The sequence below is a fragment of the Nesterenkonia maliinae genome (assembly GCF_051262655.1).
Lineage (GTDB): Bacteria > Actinomycetota > Actinomycetes > Actinomycetales > Micrococcaceae > Nesterenkonia.
This window is the reverse complement of the sequence record NZ_JBIMEY010000001.1, coordinates 166,969-183,363: the sequence shown is the minus strand read 5'-3', so window position 1 is coordinate 183,363 and position 16,395 is coordinate 166,969. Positions and strand designations below refer to the sequence as shown.

Sequence of the window (16,395 nt, the reverse complement as noted above, 5' to 3'; positions counted from 1 at the left end):
GTCGGGCTCAACCCCGCTCTCAGTCGGACATGCGACGATAGAGGCATGAGTGACGAGAGTGCTGAAGCTGCCTCCCCCGGGGCCGCGCGCGACGCCGCCCCGATCTACACCGAGAAGCTGTGGCCGGCCTGGTGGCTGTGGGTCGCCGGAGTCATGGTGGGAGCATCGATCTCGCTGATCTTCTTCCCGATCAGCATCACCTTCGGGGTGCTGACCATGTTCATCGGAATCGGGCTGGTGATCTTCGGGCTGGTCATCACCACCCCGACCATCGAGGTGACTCCGGGCTGGCTGCGGGTGGGACGTGCCCGGATCCAGACGGTGCACCTGGGCCGGATCGTGGCGCACAGCGGAGACGCCGCCCGGGAACAGCTCGGACCCGGCTTCGATGCGAGCTCCTACCAGTGCATCCGCGGCTGGATCGGGCCGGTCATCACCGCCCAGATCGTCGACCCCCGGGACGCCACCCCGTACTGGCTCTTCTCCACCAGAAAGCCGAACGCCGTGCTCTCCGCGTTGGGCTCCGTGGAGCCCGTGCAGGAGCACGGCGTCAGTTTCGAGTGATATGAGTTTCTGGCGACGCGGACACCCTCAGGCCGTCACTGGCTGAGGGCTTCCGCGTCAGTTCTGCTGCGAGGCGCTCAGGCCTCGCAGTCCTTGCAGAAGAACATGCCGTTCTCCTCGCGAGCCACCTGGGAGCGATGACGCACGAGGAAGCAGGATGAGCAGGTGAACTCATCCGACTGAGCGGGCAGCACGCGAACCTGCAGCTCCTCATCGGAGAGGTCGGCACCGGGGAGCTCGAACCCTTCAGCGGCCTCGGTCTCGTCCTCGTCGACCACAGAGGACTGCCGTGACGTGTTCCGGTTCTTCAGCTCCTCGATCGAATCTTCGCTGCTTTCGTCGTCGTTCTTCCGCGGGGCGTCGTAATCGGTTGCCATGAGAGGTGCTCCACACTCCGAATTCTTGAGATCGAAGCGCTCGTTGAACGGCTTCGGGTTGAAGCTGATTGAGCGCGATTTCCCTGTGCGTGACCCCCTGCCGACCCGGGCTGATGCCCGGTCCGTAGAACACGTGGGAAATTCAGGTCGGACAGATTGTGTCCTATCCGGATCACAGGACCAAATCCTGCGGACCCGTTGAGCCCTGGGCTGACACAGAGGGGCTTGCGACACAGCTGGTAGGTGGGATGAGGAGCAAAGAATGTCATGGGAGGCCCGATTGAGCAATCCTTCCAGGAGTGGTTGAGCACCACACCGGTTTTTGCACCTCCCCGCGATACAGTGTCCCGAATAACCACCAGCTCGTTCTTCGGAGGAAGCCCAAATGCAGCACCTGCGCATCGTCGGGGTCAATGACGAGGAGAACGTGGCGCAGCTCATCCTCTCCGACGAGTCAGGGCGGGAGTTCGCGCTGCCGATGGATGAAGCCCTGCGTCACGCCGCGACTCGCCCCCCGGTCCGTTCGTCCCAGTCCAGCCCCGCCACAACTCCGCTGACCCCGCGGGAGATCCAGGCCCGGCTCCGCGCCGGGGCCACCGTGGATGAGGTGGTCGCGGCGTCCGGGCTGACCGCTGCCCATGTCGACCGGTACGCCAGCCCGGTCCACGCCGAGCGGGCCTATATCGCCCAGCGCGCGCGGTCCACTCAGGTCGCGCCCGCCTCCTCCGCCGAGGCCCACCGCGCGGCCTTCGGCGATGATCCGGCAAGCCTCGATGCCATGGTCAAGGTGCAGCTGCGCGCCATGGATGTGGACCTGACCACCCTCGCGTGGGACTCCTGGCGACGTGAGGACGGCCTGTGGCAGATCACCTGCGTCTTCGACGTCGATTCCTCCTCCACCCACGGCACCGGCATCGGCCTCAGGCCCCCGGCGGAGTGGACCTTCCAGCCGGAGACCTCGCACCTGCGGGCGGCCAACCGCTGGGCCGAATCGCTCAGCGCGCTCACCGCGACGACGCCGAGCGCTTCGCACGGCAAGGGTGAGACCCAGAGCTCTGCTGCCGGTGCGCGGAGGCGGCTGAGCGCCGTGGACTCAGTCTTTGACGTGGAGACCGCCGCGGACCGCCGCGGAGGCTCCGTGCCCACCCAGGCCTCCTCGACTCCTGCGCCCGGGGCGCCGTCCGGTTCCGCCGGGTCCCGGCAGGCCGAGGCGAGCCCGCGCAGCGCTCGTACCTCCGCGCCGGGCAACGCTTCAGCGACTCGCTCCGAGACCGGCCCCCGGGGCGAGGGACGCGAGCATGAGGACCTGCTCGACGTCCTGCGCGCCCGCCGCGGCCAGCGCCTGGGCGCCGATGCCGAGGCCGACGATCGCCTCGCCCTGATGCTCAACCGGCAGGACCCGCAGGACCGCGACAGCTCCGCCGGTGCCGCAGCGACCCCGGTCAGCCCCGCGACGTCCGGGAGCTCTGCGGCCGGCGACGAGGACGAACACTCCACCGTTCCGCTGCCCCGGCTGCGCCCGGTCAAGAACCGGCAGACAGCCCAGGAAGAGGCACCTGCCGACGAGGATGGGTCTGCCGCCAGCGCACCCGACGGCCCGGCTGACGCGACAGACTCTGCAGCCGGCAGCTCCGCTGACACCTCCGAGTCGGGTGCCGAAGACTCGCCCGCCGGAGCCGGCGATGGCCGGCTCGACGCCTGGGGCTTCGCCTATGAGGGTGAGTCTGAGGAGCGCACCGGCACCACAGCCGAGGCCCCGGCAGCCGCCGCGGACGAGGCTGGGCCGAGCGAGCCTGGGCCGGGCGAGCCTGGGTCGAGTGAGCCTGAGGCCGCGGAGAAGCCGCGGAAGCGTGCACCGGCGCGTCGGGCGAGCATGCCGAAATGGGACGACATCCTGTTCGGCTCCAAGAACGACTGACGGCGGGCGCACCGTGCCATGTCACGGCCGGTCCGCTCATCAGGCCCGGCTCAGTCTCCTAGGCGCCCAGACGCAGCAGCGGCACGCGGCGTTCAGCCTCGGTGAGCGAGCCGTGCTGGCCCACCATGTCCATCGGGGCCTTGCCGACCCGGTCGCAGTGGTAGAGCGCGATATCGCTGTGGGTGGCCACCAGCACGTCCCCGATGCGCGCAGCGACCCGCTCCTCCACGGTCCCGAACCATCCCGCGGTGCGGGCCTGCTCGCGGGTGAGGATCCAGGCCTGATCCCTATACTCCTGCTCCCAGGCTGCGGCGATGGTCTCGGGCTCGGTGCCCGGCTCGGCGTAGAGCTGGACCAGGCGCGGCTCGCCTCCGGTGTGGCGGACCCCTTCGAGGAGCTGGGGCTGGGCGGAGAAGTCCAGGCGGTTCTCCGGGGCGATGTCGACCATGCCGTGGTCCGCGGTCAGCAGCACCGAGACTTGATCCCCATAGCGGCGGCGCAGATCCGTCGTGAAGCGCTCCGCCTCGGCGTCGAGCATCTCCAGCATCTCCAACCACTGCGGGGAGTCCACCCCATAGCGGTGGCCGGTCTTGTCCAGCTCGTCCACGTAGAGATACACCAGCTGGCGCGGGGCGGGCCCCTGCCGGACCGCGCCCTTAGCGGGTCGCTGGGCTTGGATCCAGTCCGTGGTGAGCCGGAAGCGAGCGTCCATCCTGGCGGCGCCGCGGAACTCGCCGCCGCTCAGCACCGCCTGGGTGAGTCCGGAGTCCACGAACTTCGGTCGGGACGCGGTGAGCACGCCGGCGCCGGCTGCCGCGGCGCGGGCCAGCACGGAGGGGTGCGGCTGCCACAGCGCCGGGTCGACCTGGGGGTCCCAGCCTCCGAGCATGTTGACCATCCGGCCCAGCTCCGGAGCCAGGATGTCGTAGCCGACGAGACCGTGCTCGCCCGGCGTGGTCCCGGTGCCCAGCGAGCCCAGGGAGGCCGCCGTCGTCGTCGGCACCCCGACGTCGAGGATCTGTGCGCTGGAGCTGCGCCACGCCGACGCCAGGAAGCGGGCGTGGCCGGAGTAGCGGGCGAGCAGCGCGTCCCCGAGCCCGTCGACCATCAGCACCACGGTGGCGGTGGCCTCGGGGAGGCTCAGCCGGTTCTCAAACCCGTCCAGGCCCAGCGAGGCGGCGGCCGAGGTCAGCACATGACGCAGGTGGGCGCCGTCGTAGTCCGGGGCAGGCGGCAGCGGGCGGGCGCGGCGGTTCTCGGGGGTCATGGCGGCGGGCAGTTCAGCGGGTGTGCTTGATGCAGGCTCGACGCAGCGCGCGGACGAATCCGCGGGCCTCGTCCACGGCTGTGTCGCCCTCGGCGGTGGCGGCGATGCGCAGGGCGATGTCCTCGGGCACCCAGTTGCCGGTGTCCCCGTGGTCGGGCACACACTCCGGGTTCCCGCATTCGGCCGGGTAGGTGTCGAACCGCGCACCTCCGGTCCAGGTCAGGTTCAACGAGACCTCAGCAAGTGATCGCTCAGGAGTGAAGTTCTCCGGAGTCCTGTGCACTTCGGACAGGATCAGCGAGCGGATCCGGCTGACCGGGACCACCTCGGTGGAGATCCGCGCCACGGTGTCGGCGCGCCGAGGATGCGGGGAGTCCCCGTGGCCGAAGGCGGGCCCGTCGTCGGCCTCGAGGTCATGGTCATCGAGATGGGCGACGACGATGATGTCCTCGGCCAGGGCGAGCACGGTGATGTGTCGGTGGACCTCCTCCATGTCGAAATGGGTGTCCACGTGCACGATCTGATGGCTGGCCTCACGCTCGTCGAGTGCCTCATCGAGGGTGTGCAGCACCAGAGAGGGATAGAAGCCGCCGCGCTCGACTGCTTCCTTGAGGCTTGAGGTCGGGGCGGGGCTGCGCTGCCCTCCGGACCCGTGCTTGCTGAACGTCATGGATTCCATGCTATCCGGTGGCGCGATTCGCGGGTGCGCCCCACATACGGGATACTGGTCCGGTGCCAGGAAACGCTACTTTTCATCACCGCAACGCCGCTCTCCTCTCCGTGACGGAGGTGCAGGCCCCGGAAGTCCTCACGTCGAAGGACCTTGACCGGCGTCTGGCGGATGCGCTCAAACGTCTCAAGCTGCCCACCGGGCTGCTCCAGCGGGTCGCGGGGGTGAAGACTCGCCGCCACTGGTCAGGACCGGGTGATGTCCGTGCCGGGACCGCCGAAGCCGGGCGCCGAGCGCTGGCCGCCGCTGGGATAGCACCCGAGGACATCTCGATGATGATCAACACCTCGGTGTCGCGGGAACATCTGGAGCCCTCCGTCGCGGTCGGGATCCACAGTGACCTCGGACTGCCCACCTCGGCGATGAACTTCGACATCACCAACGCCTGCCTGGGCTTCGTCAACGCCATCACGCTTGCCAGCTCGATGATCGACGCCGGTCAGGCCAAATACGTGCTGATCGTCAACGGGGAGGACACCCGCAAGGTCCAGGAAGCCACGATCGAGCGGATCAACTCGCTCGAGAAGATGGCCTCGCGGGAGGAGTTCATGGCGGAGTTCGCCTCGCTCACCCTGGGCTGCGGGGCCGCCGCGGCAGTGATCGGACCGGCAGATCTGCACCCGGAGGGCCACCGGATCATCGGCGGCGTCACCCGGGCCGCGACGCAGCACCACGGTCTGTGCGTGGGCGATCACAACGGCATGTACACCGACGCCCGCGGGCTGCTCGACGGCGGCATCGAGCTGGTCATGAACGCCCTTGAAGATGCCCGCGAGCACTTCGACTGGGACTCCATGGACACCTACGTCACCCACCAGGTCTCGCAGATGCACACCTCCTCGATCGTGAAGGCCGCCAAGCTGGACAAGAAGCGCGTCCCCGTCACCTTCCCGGAGCTGGGCAACGTCGGACCCGCCTCGCTGCCGATCACCCTCTCCAGGGAAGCCGACCGGCTGCAGCGCGGAGACCGGGTGCTGTGCATCGGCGTCGGCTCCGGACTGAACACCGCGATGCTGGAGATCCAGTGGTGAGCCTCTCGGACCTCACTGGCCGGTTCACCCCGATTCCCGCCGCGCCTGCGCGGCTTCCCTCTGACCGCGCCCCCGGCACGGACTTCCCCGGTCTGGACCCCGCGTGGTCCCGGCTGGTGACGGCCAAGACCGCCGACGGCGCCCGGACCTTCCACGTGCTGGACACCGGACCGGCGCTGGCCGCGCGCGGGATCACACCCACCGGCACGATCCTCGCGGTGCACGGCAACCCCACCTGGTCCTACCTGTGGCGCGAGGTGATCGTCGGATCCCTGGAGCGCGCCCACAGCGGCGCCGCCTGGCGCGTCATCGCCCCCGATCAGCTGGACATGGGCTTCTCCGACCGGCTCTCCCACCCGGTCCCGCCAGCCGCCGATGCGGTCAGCTACCGGCGGCTCCCGACCCGCCTGAGCGACCTCGACGCGCTCATGGACACCCTGGACGTTGACACCAGCTCCCGGCTGGTCACCCTCGGACATGACTGGGGCGGCATCATCTCGCTGGGCTGGGCCGTACGCCAGCGCGACCGGGTCGACGCCGCCATCACGCTGAACACCGCCGTGGACCACCCGGAGGATGATCAGGTCCCCGCCGCGCTCCGCGCCGCGATGGCTCCAGCGGTGCTCCCCGCCGTCACGGTCACCAGCGAGGCATTCCTCAAGGTCACCCTCGGACTGACCGAGCAGACGCTTCCCGAGGACGTGCGCGAGGCCTACCGGGCCCCCTACACGTCACGGAACGGGCGCGGCGGCATCGGCGGATTCGTCGCCGACATCCCCGCGGAGAACTCCCACGTCTCCCGCGCCGCGCTGACCGAGGTCTCCTCCGGCCTGCGCGAGTGGGACAAGCCCACGCTGCTGCTCTGGGGACCGAAGGACCCGGTCTTCCAGGACCGCTACCTCGCTGACCTGCAGTCCCGCGTGCCGCACGCCGACCTGCACCGCTTCGAAGGTGCCGGCCACATGCTCGCCGAGGACCGGGACCTGAGCACCCCCATCTTCACCTGGCTCGATGACCACTTCGGCCCCGGCAGAGAAGCCCGCGCGGAGCTGAAGTCTCCTGCCCCGGCGCGGAAGGTGCTCGGACTCCAGGAACAGCTGACCGAGCTCGCGCGCTCCGAGCGTCGGCTGAGCCCGGCCGTCGTCGACATGACCGCGGAGCCCGAGGCCTGGAGCAGCGCCGAGGATGCCGCCACCGGTGACCGCGCGCTGAGCTGGGCCGAACTGCGCGCGCAGGTGGATGCGCTGGCAGTGGGCCTGACCCATACCGGTGTCCGCCACGGCGACCGCGTCTCGCTGCTGGTCCAGCCCGGCGCCTCGCTGACCGTGATCCTCTATGCCTGCATGCGCATCGGCGCCGTGGCAGTCGTCGCCGACGCCGGCCTCGGCGTCCGCGGGATGACCCGCGCCGTTCGAGCCGCACGCCCCGACTGGGTCATCGGCGAGCTTCCCGGTCTGACCCTCGCGCGCAGCCTCGGCTGGCCCGGACAGCGGATCAGCGCGCAGAACCTCTCCGGCCGCCGGGCCCGTCTGCTGGGCACCGTGACCTCCGTGGAGGCGCTGCTGCGCCGCCACGAGGGCGCCACCCCGGACCAGCTGCCCGCCCCGGCCGCCGAGGACCCTGTGGCGATCCTGTTCACCTCCGGCTCCACCGGCCCGGCCAAGGGCGTCATGTACACCCACGGTCGGCTCGGCGCGCTGGTGGCGCTGCTGGTCGAGCACCTCGACATCAGTCCCGGGTCTTCGCTGATCGCCGGCTTCGCGCCCTTCGCGCTGCTGGGCCCGGCCATCGGGGCCACCTCCGTGACTCCCGACATGTCGGTGACCCGCCCGGCCACGCTGACCGCCCAGGCCGTGGCGGACGCCGCCCTGGCCGGGACCGCCACGATGTTCTTCGGCTCCCCCGCGGCGCTGCGCAACGTCGTCGCCACCGCGGGCGAGCTGAGCGCGCTGCAGCGGCGCGGCCTCTCCGACATCAGGCTGGTGCTCTCCGCGGGAGCACCGGTGCACCCGGACCTGCTCGACGCGGTCCAGGAGATCTTCCCGAACGCCGAGATCCATACCCCCTACGGAATGACCGAGGGTCTGCTGCAGGCCGACATCGAGCGCCGGCAGGTGATCGAGGCGATCACCACCGGTCAGTCCGGCGTCTGCGTGGGCACCCCGGTCGCGGGCGTGCGCTTCGCGCTGGCTCCGCTGGACGAGCTGGGACAGCCCTCGGACGAGCTGCTGGATCCCAGTGACGCCGTCGGCAGGCTTGGTGAGATCGTGGTCTCCGCCGCGCACCTGAAGGCTAGCTATGACGGGCTCTGGCAGACCGAGCGGGCTTCCCGCCGGGACACGTTGGACGGGCTGCTCTGGCACCGGACCAACGACATCGGACATTTCGACGCCGAGAACCGGCTCTGGATCGAGGGGCGGCTGCAGCACGTGCTCACCACCCCCGCCGGGCCGCTCGGGCCCGGCACCGTGGAGACCCCGGTCGATGCGCTCGAGGAGGTCGCGCGCAGCGCCGCCGTGCCGGTGGGCCCGCAGGGCACCCAGGCTGTCGTGGTGATCGTGGAGCCCGTCGCGGACCGGAGCCTGCGCACCAGCAGCTCCCCCGTGGCCGAGACCAGCTTCGCCGCCCGCGTCCGCGAGGCCGCAGGTTCGGTGCCGGTGGCGGCCGTGCTGGTGCTCGAGGAGCTGCCCACCGATGTGCGGCACAACTCCAAGATCGATCGCACCCGACTGGCCCGCTGGGCCGAGAAGGTGCTCGCCGGCGAGAAGGTCGGGACTCCGTGAGCCGGCTGATCGAGCCCGGCGCAAGGGTCCTGGTCACGGGGGCCTCGGGGCTGCTCGGCCGCAGCGTGGCCCAGCGACTCGCGGAGGAGGGCTTCCAGGTCACGGTGCTGCAGCGCGGCACCTCCGGACTGGCCGGGGTGCGCGAGGTGCGCGGCTCGCTCAGCGATTCCGCCGCCGTCGCCCGCGCCGCCGCCGGGCAGGATGCCGTGATCCACATGGCCGCCAAGGTCTCGGTCTCCGGTCGGCATGAGGACTTCTTAGAGGTCAACGTGCGTGGCACCCAGCGGATGCTCGACGCCGCAGTGGCGGCCGGGGTGACCGACTTCCTGCATGTCTCCTCCCCCTCGGTGGCCCACGCCGGAGCCTCGCTCATCGGCGCCGGCGCCGGACCGGCTGACCCGCAGCACGCCGTGGGCAGCTACGCGCAGACCAAGGCTGAGGCCGAGCTCATCGCCGAGGCCCGCGGGGGGACGGATCTCAACGTGCTGATCCTGCGCCCGCATCTGGTCTGGGGTCCCGGCGACGGGCAGCTGACCAGCCGGATCATCGACCGCGCCCGCTCCGGACGGATGCCGATCCTCGGCTCCGGAGCCGCGCTGGTGGACATGCTCTACATCGACAACGCCGTGGACGCGTTCCTCGCCGGACTGCGTCGGCTTCCGCAGATCGCGGGACAGCGGCTGGTCCTGACCAATGGCGAGCCCCGCCCGATCGCCGAGCTGATCACCGGCATCGCCGCGGCAGGCGGCGCCCCGGCACCCCGGCTCCGCCTGGCGCCCGGGCTGGCAAAGGGACTGGGCGCCGTCGTCGAACGCGTCTGGGCGCTCAGCGAGACGATCGCCGGCCCGCGCGCCGACGAACCCCCGATGACGAAGTTCCTCGCCGAGCAGCTCTCCACCGCGCACTGGTTCGACCAGCGCACCACCCAGCAGGCGCTGGACTGGACCCCGAAGGTCAGCCTGGACCAGGGCCTGGCCAGGCTGCGCGACCACATCCAGGCCACCGGCAGCGTCCTCTAACCCCTCCTGGGCAGTTGCAGATTCCGGTAGGAACGTATCCACCGGAATCTGCAACTGCCCAGGAGGAGTGGGGTTCTCCACAGTCCAGCGTCCGCTCTGGTGAGCGGGTCGGCGCCGCGGCACGGTGGAGCGATGACGCACGATGCTTCCACCGACCTCGGCGACCTCACCGTCTCCGCGCTCACTGACCCCGCGCCGATCCGGCTGATCCGGTCCGCCTGGCAGCCCGATGACCTGCACAGCGCCACCCGACTCTCCGCCCAGGTGGCCGCCGCGGAGCTGCTCCGGGTGCGCCGCGGCATCTACGTCGACGCCGCTGCCTGGGTGAGGTCCCCGCCGTGGATCCGTGCGCAGATCGCCGTGGCCGCCATGGCGCACCGTCGGCCGAACTCGCTGTTCTGCCGCGACTCGGCGCTGCTGCTCCACGGGCTCCCGCTCACGACGCCGCCGCACGTCACCCTGCGCACGCAGGACCCCAGCCTGGTCGGGATCTCTCGGCGCGAGCCGATGACGGCGTCGGCCCTGCCCGCAGTGACCGGGCCCGAGGCAGGGTACTGGGTGGAGCCGCTGGAGCTGGCGCTGCCCGACGCCGTCGCACGCCTGGACTTCCCCGAGGCCGTGGCGGTCCTGGACCCGTTCCTCGCGCAGCGCGGCCAGGCCCTGCTGGCTGCGCCCCCCGAGGTCACAACGGATCCGCTGACCTGGGGGACCCGTTCCTTGCGCAGCGGCTCAACAAGCGGTTCCGGGCCGCGCTGTGCTTCGCGGATGCGCGCGCCGAGTCCCCCGGCGAATCCGTCTCACGGGCGGTGATCCACCAGCTGGGCTTCGCCGCCCCGGATCTTCAGGTGTGGATCACCACCGAGATCGGAGACGAGCGCGTGGACTTCGAATGGACCGTGGAGAGCGGCTCGCGGTCCGGATCATCCTCACGGAGGATCGTCGGGGAGTTCGACGGGCTCGGGAAGTACTTCGACGAGGCCATGCTGCGGGGACGCTCCGCGAAGCAGGTGCACTATGCGGAGAAGCGGCGCGAGGACGCGATCCGGCGCACCGGACGCGCCGTGACCCGCTGGGACTGGACCGATCTCACCCACCCGGAGGCGCTGGCGGCCAAGCTGATCCAAGCCGGGGTCCCACGGCTCCGACCCGCACCCCAGGAGGAGGGGGTCAGTAGCGGCTGATCGCGCGGCGGGCCGAGTCGGTGCGCTGCTCGGGGTTCGCGATCTCGATCGCGGCGTGCAGCACCTGGACCCCCTCCGGTGAGGCCAGCACCGGGGTCAGCTCCAGGGACGCGACCTGGGGATGGTTGTCCTTCAGCGTGGCCACCCGCTGCAGCGTGTCCTCCAAGGCGGCGAGGTCCACCGCGGGCACGCCCTTATAGCCGAAGAGCCGCTTGGCCGCGCGGGGGCTCTGGACCAGTCCGCGCACGTCCTGATCGGTCAGCGGCGGGACGGCGTGGGCCCAGTCGTCGAGCAGCTCCACCGCGTCGCCGGAGAGCCCGAAGGAGACCACCGGACCCATCAGCGGATCCTCGATCGCCCGGATCACGCAGCCCTGCCCGGCGGGCGCCATGGACTGCAGCTCCAGGCCCGCCGCCCCGTAGTCGGCCAGCACCCGGCGCATCTCTGCGATCGCTCGGCGCAGCGCCTCGGCGTCCTCGATGTTCAGCTGCACCCCGCCGAGGTCCAGGCGGTGACGCAGGTAGGTGTTCGTGGACTTCACCGCCACCGGATAGCCGAGCGTCTCCGCCGCGGCCAGTGCCTCCTCCTCGGTGGAGAAGGCCACCGAGCGCAGCAGTGAAAGCCCGTAGGCCTCGAGCAGCTCCGCGCAGCGCTCCGGCTCGAGCTGGCGCACCTCTGCGCCGGGGACATCCTCGAGCCAGCCGTCGAGCAGCTCGTCCCCGCGCCGGGCCACGGTGGTGCCCTCGAGCCCTGCGGGCACATAAGGCTCACCGATGCCCTGGGAGCGCCAGCGCTGGTAACGCACGATCTTCGCCAGAGCGGTCAGCGACCGCTCCGGGGACGAGAACACCGGGAAGCCCTGCTGCAGCGACCCCTTCTCGATCACCGGCGCGGCGTTGCCGATGTGGTTCAGCGGCACGCTGGTGTCGAGCACCCCGATCCAGGACGCGACCATCGGCTTGGTGTGCTGGCGCGCGGTCTGCGAGATCAGCCGGCTGTGGTCATAGTGCTCCCCGGTCACCGCGGGCTGCAGGCACAGCGCCACCGCGTCCACATCTTCTGCGGTGAAGAGCGCCTCCAGGGCCCCGGCCAGCGCGGCGTCGGCCTCGGCGCGGGGAAGATCAAGATCGAGGTCTCCGACGACGTGGGTCGCGGTCAGGTCCAGGGTGCCGGCGGTGTCGGCGAGGATCCGGCTCATCGACGGCGAGTTCGAGAGGATCCCTACGCGTCCGCCGCCGGGCAGCGGCTGGGTGGCGAGCACCTGGAGCACGTCCATGAGCGAATCGTGGTTTCCCACCTGGATCACCCCGGAATGTTCCAGCATCGAGTCCACCGCGCCCATCGGCGCCCGGGTCGTGCGCACCTCATGGCCCGGGGGCAGGCTGCGTCCCATCACATCGGACTTGGCCACGACCACCGGCTTGGTGCGGGAGAGCCGGCGGGCGATCCGGGAGAACTTGCGCGGGTTGCCGAAGCTCTCCAGATAGACCCCGACGGCGCGGGTGGAGTCGTCGTCCTCGAAGTACTGCATCGCGTCATTGCCCGAGAGGTCCGCCCGGTTGCCGGCAGAGATCACCGAGGAGAGCCCGAGCTCGCGCCGGTTGGCCTGGGCGAAGAGCGAGACCCCGATCGAGGCGGACTGGCTGAACAGGCCCACGCCCCCGCGCAGCGGCATGGTCGGGGACAGCGAGGCGTTCAGCGAGACGTCTGGGTCGGTGTTCAGCAGCCCCACCGAGGCGGGACCGATCACCCGCATCCCCCAGCGTCGGGCCAGCCGGACCAGTTCCCGCTGGTCCAACCGCCGGGCGTCCTCCGCGTCGGCGTCGCGTCCCAGGTCAGGGGCGGTGACCACCAGGATCCCCTTGACCCCGTTGCGGCCGCAGTCGGCGATCACCTCGGGCAGGTGCTCAGCCGGCACGGCGACGACGGCGAGGTCCACCTCCTGCTTGATGTGCGCCAGCGAGGCGTAGGCCTCGACCCCGCCGACCTCGAAGGCCTCCGGGTTCACCGAGTGCACCCCGCCGGTGAAGTGGCCCTCGATGAGGTTCTGCACGAGGTGATAGCCCACCGAGCCGTACTCGCGCGAGGCCCCGATGACGGCGACCTGTTCCGGGGCCAGCAGCTCCGCGACGCTGCGGGACTCGGCGCGATGCTCGCGGGCCTCCATCACCGCCCGAGACTTCTCGGTCGGGTCGATGGGAAACTCCACCATCACCACGCCGTCCTCGAAGCTGCGCTGGGTCTCGTAGCCGGCCTCGGAGAAGACCCCGAGCATCTTGCGGTTCTCTGGGAGCACCTCGGCGGAGAAGCGCTCCAGCCCGCGCTCGCGTCCGGCGGCGGCGAGGTGCTCGAGCAGCACCGAGCCGAGTCCGCGACCCTGGTGCCGGTCGGAGATGTTGAACGAGACCTCCGCCTCACGGGTGCCCTCGATCCGGTCATAGCCGCCGACCCCGATGATCTCCTCGTCGAGCAGGATCACCATCGCGACCCGGTCCACGTGGTCCACCCGGGTGAACCGGGCGAGCTCCTTCTCGGTCAGCGCGGACTTGAAGGTGAAATAGCGCAGGTAGATCGAGGACTCGGACTGGGAGGAATGCAGGCGCTGCAGCCGCTCCGCGTCCTCCGGGCTGATCGGGCGCAGATGGGCCGCGGCCCCATCGCGCAGCACGACATCTGCTTCCCAGTGCGCCGGATATCCGCCGGTTCGGGGTGTCTCACCCATAGGATCAAGACTAACCACCCCCGCCCGGAGATAGATACCCACCCTCTGACCACCTCCGGCCCTCCCGGCTGCCCGGCAGTCGGGACCTGCACCCGCCCACCGAGAGATACAGGACCAGCACCCTCGCTATGGCCCGCCGTTCCAAGAGCGCCGACACTCCCCCGGTCACCCCGGAGGAGAACATCATCGACATCGACGTCTCCGCGGAGATGGAGACCTCCTTCCTGGAGTACGCGTATTCGGTGATCTATTCCCGCGCCCTGCCTGACGCCCGGGACGGCCTGAAGCCGGTGCAGCGCCGGATCCTCTACATGATGGCCGACATGGGGCTGCGCCCGGAGAAGGGCCATGTGAAGTCCGCCCGCGTGGTGGGCGAGGTGATGGGCAAGCTGCACCCGCACGGCGACGCCGCGATCTACGACGCGCTGGTGCGGATGGCGCAGTCCTTCGCGCTGCGCCTGCCGCTGGTCGATGGCCACGGCAACTTCGGCTCGCTCGACGACGGGCCCGCCGCCCCGCGCTACACCGAGGCGCGGATGACCGCCGCGGCCCTGTCGATGACGGCCGACCTCGACGAAGACGTCGTCGACTTCGAGCCCAACTATGACAACCAGCTCACCCAGCCCGGGGTGCTGCCCAGCGCCTTCCCGAACCTGCTGGTCAACGGCGCCTCCGGCATCGCCGTGGGCATGGCGACGAACATGCCCCCGCACAACATGCGCGAGGTCATCAACGGCGCCAAACACCTGATCCTGCACCCGGAGTCCACGCTCGAGGACCTGATCCGCCACATCCCCGGCCCCGACCTGCCCTCGGGCGGACGGATCGTGGGGCTCGAGGGCATCCGCGACGCCTACCGCACCGGCCGCGGCTCGTTCAAGACCCGCGCGAAGGTCTCCATCGAGCAGGTCTCGGCCCGCAAGACCGGGATCGTGGTGACCCAGCTGCCCTATATGGTCGGGCCCGAGAAGGTCATCGAGAAGATCAAGGATGCGGTGCAGGCGAAGAAGCTCACCGGCATCTCCGACGTCCTGGACCTCACCGACCGCAAGCACGGGCTGCGGATGATCATCGAGCTCAAGGCGGGCTTCAACCCGCAGGCGGTCCTGGCCCAGCTCTACCGGCACACCCCGTTGGAGGACTCCTTCGGGATCAACAACGTCGCGCTGGTCAACGGCCAGCCGCGCACCCTGGGTCTGCTGGAGATGCTGGAGGTCTATGTCGACCACCGGCTCAACGTGGTCCGCCGCCGCAGCGCCTACCGGCTGCGCAAGCGCCAGGCCCGGCTGCACCTGGTCGAGGGGCTGCTCGTCGCGATCCTCGACATCGACGAGGTGATCCAGATCATCCGCGCCGCCGAGGACACCGCGGCCGCCCGGACTCGGCTGATGACGATCTTCGATCTCAGCCAGGCCCAGGCCGATCACATCCTGGAGCTGCGCCTGCGCCAGCTCACCCGGTACTCCGCGCTGGAGCTCGAGCAGGAGAAGGAGCGCCTGGAGGCCGAGATCGCGGAGCTCGAAGCGATCCTGGGCTCCGAGGCGCGGCTGCGCAGCCTGGTCGCCGATGAGCTCGACGAGGTGGCCGCGAAGTACGGCGATGACCGGCGCACCGAGCTGCTCGACGCCGAGGCTGCCCCCGCCGTCTCCGCGCAGCCGGACCCTGCCGCGCCCGCCGCCGGCTCCAGCCTGCAGATCCCCGACGCTCCGTGCTGGGCGGTGCTCTCCAGCTCAGGACAGCTCGCCCGCACCACCAACCGCTCCTCACTGGTGCACCCGACCCGGCGCGCCCGCCACGACGCGCTGATCTCCGTGGTGCCCACCAGCGCCCGCGGCGAGATCGGCGCGGTCACCACCGCGGGCCGGATGATCCGCGTCCCGGTGGTGGACATGCCCGCCGTGGAGATGTCCTCCGGGATGGTCAATCTCAACCAGGGCGTGAAGGCCAAGGAGTTCCTGCACCTGGAGAAGAACGAGGAGCTGCTCGCCTTCGTCCCGCTGGACGCCGTCATCGCGCTGGGCACCGCCCAGGGCCGGGTGAAGCGGGTCAACCCGGACTACCCGTTGAACCGCGACGACTGGGAGGTCATCTCGCTCAAGGGCGAGGGTCGCGCCCAGGACCGGGTCATCGGGGCCGCCGTGGCCGCCGACGACGCCGATCAGCTCTGCTTCATCACCGCCGGCGCGCAGCTGCTGCGCTTCGAGGCGGCGCTGGTCCGCGCCCAGGGACGCACCGCGGCCGGGATGCTCGGCATCAAGCTGGCACCCGAGGATGCCGTGATCACCTTCTCGGTGGTGCCCGCCGCCGGAGCCCAGGACGACGCCGGAAATCAGGCTGAAGACTCCGCGCCGGGGAACCAGGGAAGCGCCGGGGCGCTGGTCGTGACCCTCGCCGCCGGGGACACCCCGCTGGAGGGCTTCGAGGCAGGCAGCATCAAGCTCACCGACTTCTCCGAGTTCCCGGCCAAGGGTCGCGGCACCGCCGGAGTGCGGGCGCATCGTTTCATGCGCGGCGAGGACCATCTGCGACTCGGATGGGCCGGGATCGGTCCGGCGCTCGGGGCCGCACGCAACGGCGTGGCACGGAATCTGCCCTCTGAGATGGTGCGCCGCGACGGGTCGGGGATTCCGCTGGAACGCGGGGTCGACGCCGTCGCCCCGAGCCCCGAGGCGCTGGCCGCCGCGGCGGTCGCCGCAACATGACACACCATTACTACAGCGTGTAGAAATCGGAGCGTCAGCAGGAGTATCCTTTCTGACATCAACTGACCGAGATGCCGCCTTGATGAGCGCTCTCAGCAGCC

The 16,395-nt window shown here is 70.4% G+C and carries 12 protein-coding genes; 8 read left to right on the top strand and 4 right to left on the bottom strand.

Annotated features, from left to right (window positions below; genetic code table 11):
* Nucleotides 1-45: 45 nt before the first annotated feature.
* Complete coding sequence (locus ACHAA4_RS00820) at nt 46-564, top strand: DUF3093 domain-containing protein (RefSeq protein ID WP_435772308.1); 519 nt, start codon at nt 46-48, stop codon at nt 562-564.
* A 77-nt stretch (nt 565-641) separates the two neighbouring features.
* Here ACHAA4_RS00820 and ACHAA4_RS00815 read toward each other — a convergent pair whose 3' ends face one another.
* Nucleotides 642-941 (bottom strand): DUF4193 domain-containing protein, encoded by a 300-nt coding sequence (locus ACHAA4_RS00815; protein ID WP_435772307.1) that lies wholly within the window; start codon nt 939-941, stop codon nt 642-644.
* 385 nt (nt 942-1,326) lie between these two features.
* On the opposite strand from ACHAA4_RS00815, the gene sepH reads away from it, so the two are divergent.
* Nucleotides 1,327-2,859, top strand: a complete 1,533-nt coding sequence (sepH, locus tag ACHAA4_RS00810; protein ID WP_435772306.1) for a septation protein SepH — start codon at nt 1,327-1,329, stop codon at nt 2,857-2,859.
* A gap of 58 nt (nt 2,860-2,917) precedes the next feature.
* Here sepH and ACHAA4_RS00805 read toward each other — a convergent pair whose 3' ends face one another.
* Both ACHAA4_RS00805 and ACHAA4_RS00800 read right to left on the bottom strand, forming a co-directional pair.
* On the bottom strand, nt 2,918-4,126 hold the full coding sequence (locus tag ACHAA4_RS00805) for an alkaline phosphatase family protein (RefSeq protein ID WP_435772305.1): 1,209 nt from the start codon (nt 4,124-4,126) through the stop codon (nt 2,918-2,920).
* Between the two features lie 13 nt (nt 4,127-4,139).
* Nucleotides 4,140-4,796 carry a DUF5998 family protein gene (locus tag ACHAA4_RS00800; protein WP_435772304.1) on the bottom strand — a complete coding sequence of 219 codons (657 nt, stop codon included), beginning with the start codon at nt 4,794-4,796 and terminating at the stop codon, nt 4,140-4,142.
* A gap of 62 nt (nt 4,797-4,858) precedes the next feature.
* Between ACHAA4_RS00800 and ACHAA4_RS00795 the strand changes: the two genes are divergently transcribed.
* The 5 genes from ACHAA4_RS00795 to ACHAA4_RS00775 all read left to right on the top strand — a co-directional run bounded on the left by ACHAA4_RS00795 (nt 4,859) and on the right by ACHAA4_RS00775 (nt 10,870).
* Nucleotides 4,859-5,887 (top strand): 3-oxoacyl-ACP synthase III, encoded by a 1,029-nt coding sequence (locus ACHAA4_RS00795; RefSeq protein WP_435772303.1) that lies wholly within the window; start codon nt 4,859-4,861, stop codon nt 5,885-5,887.
* On the top strand, nt 5,884-8,670 hold the full coding sequence (locus ACHAA4_RS00790; RefSeq protein WP_435772302.1) for an alpha/beta fold hydrolase: 2,787 nt from the start codon (nt 5,884-5,886) through the stop codon (nt 8,668-8,670). The genes ACHAA4_RS00795 and ACHAA4_RS00790 overlap by 4 nt, the downstream gene beginning before the upstream one ends.
* Nucleotides 8,667-9,689: an NAD-dependent epimerase/dehydratase family protein gene (locus ACHAA4_RS00785; protein ID WP_435772301.1), complete on the top strand. Its 1,023-nt coding sequence runs from the start codon at nt 8,667-8,669 to the stop codon at nt 9,687-9,689. The genes ACHAA4_RS00790 and ACHAA4_RS00785 overlap by 4 nt, the downstream gene beginning before the upstream one ends.
* Nucleotides 9,690-9,821: 132 nt before the next feature.
* Nucleotides 9,822-10,499: a hypothetical protein gene (locus ACHAA4_RS00780; RefSeq protein WP_435772300.1), complete on the top strand. Its 678-nt coding sequence runs from the start codon at nt 9,822-9,824 to the stop codon at nt 10,497-10,499.
* Entirely contained in the window at nt 10,496-10,870 is a 375-nt protein-coding gene (locus ACHAA4_RS00775; RefSeq protein WP_435772299.1) for a hypothetical protein, read from the top strand. Before ACHAA4_RS00780 ends, ACHAA4_RS00775 begins: the two co-directional genes overlap by 4 nt.
* Here the strand turns inward: ACHAA4_RS00775 and ACHAA4_RS00770 are convergent.
* Complete coding sequence (locus tag ACHAA4_RS00770; RefSeq protein ID WP_435772298.1) at nt 10,857-13,592, bottom strand: GNAT family N-acetyltransferase; 2,736 nt, start codon at nt 13,590-13,592, stop codon at nt 10,857-10,859. The two genes, ACHAA4_RS00775 and ACHAA4_RS00770, sit on opposite strands and share 14 nt — an antisense overlap.
* A gap of 128 nt (nt 13,593-13,720) precedes the next feature.
* Here ACHAA4_RS00770 and ACHAA4_RS00765 point away from each other — a divergent pair, with 128 nt between their 5' ends.
* Nucleotides 13,721-16,294, top strand: a complete 2,574-nt coding sequence (locus ACHAA4_RS00765) for a DNA gyrase/topoisomerase IV subunit A (RefSeq protein ID WP_435772297.1) — start codon at nt 13,721-13,723, stop codon at nt 16,292-16,294.
* The last annotated feature ends 101 nt before the right edge of the window (nt 16,295-16,395 follow it).

Bases quoted from the DNA above. Each gene is read 5' to 3' on its own strand.
- ACHAA4_RS00815 (WP_435772307.1), bottom strand. From the start codon at position 941: ATGGCAACCGATTACGACGCCCCGCGGAAGAACGACGACGAAAGCAGC.
- ACHAA4_RS00800 (WP_435772304.1), bottom strand. From the start codon at position 4,796: ATGACGTTCAGCAAGCACGGGTCCGGAGGGCAGCGCAGCCCCGCCCCG.
- ACHAA4_RS00780 (WP_435772300.1), top strand. From the start codon at position 9,822: ATGACGCACGATGCTTCCACCGACCTCGGCGACCTCACCGTCTCCGCG.
- ACHAA4_RS00820 (WP_435772308.1), top strand. From the start codon at position 46: ATGAGTGACGAGAGTGCTGAAGCTGCCTCCCCCGGGGCCGCGCGCGAC.
- ACHAA4_RS00805 (WP_435772305.1), bottom strand. From the start codon at position 4,126: ATGACCCCCGAGAACCGCCGCGCCCGCCCGCTGCCGCCTGCCCCGGAC.
- ACHAA4_RS00770 (WP_435772298.1), bottom strand. From the start codon at position 13,592: ATGGGTGAGACACCCCGAACCGGCGGATATCCGGCGCACTGGGAAGCA.
- ACHAA4_RS00765 (WP_435772297.1), top strand. From the start codon at position 13,721: ATGGCCCGCCGTTCCAAGAGCGCCGACACTCCCCCGGTCACCCCGGAG.
- sepH (WP_435772306.1), top strand. From the start codon at position 1,327: ATGCAGCACCTGCGCATCGTCGGGGTCAATGACGAGGAGAACGTGGCG.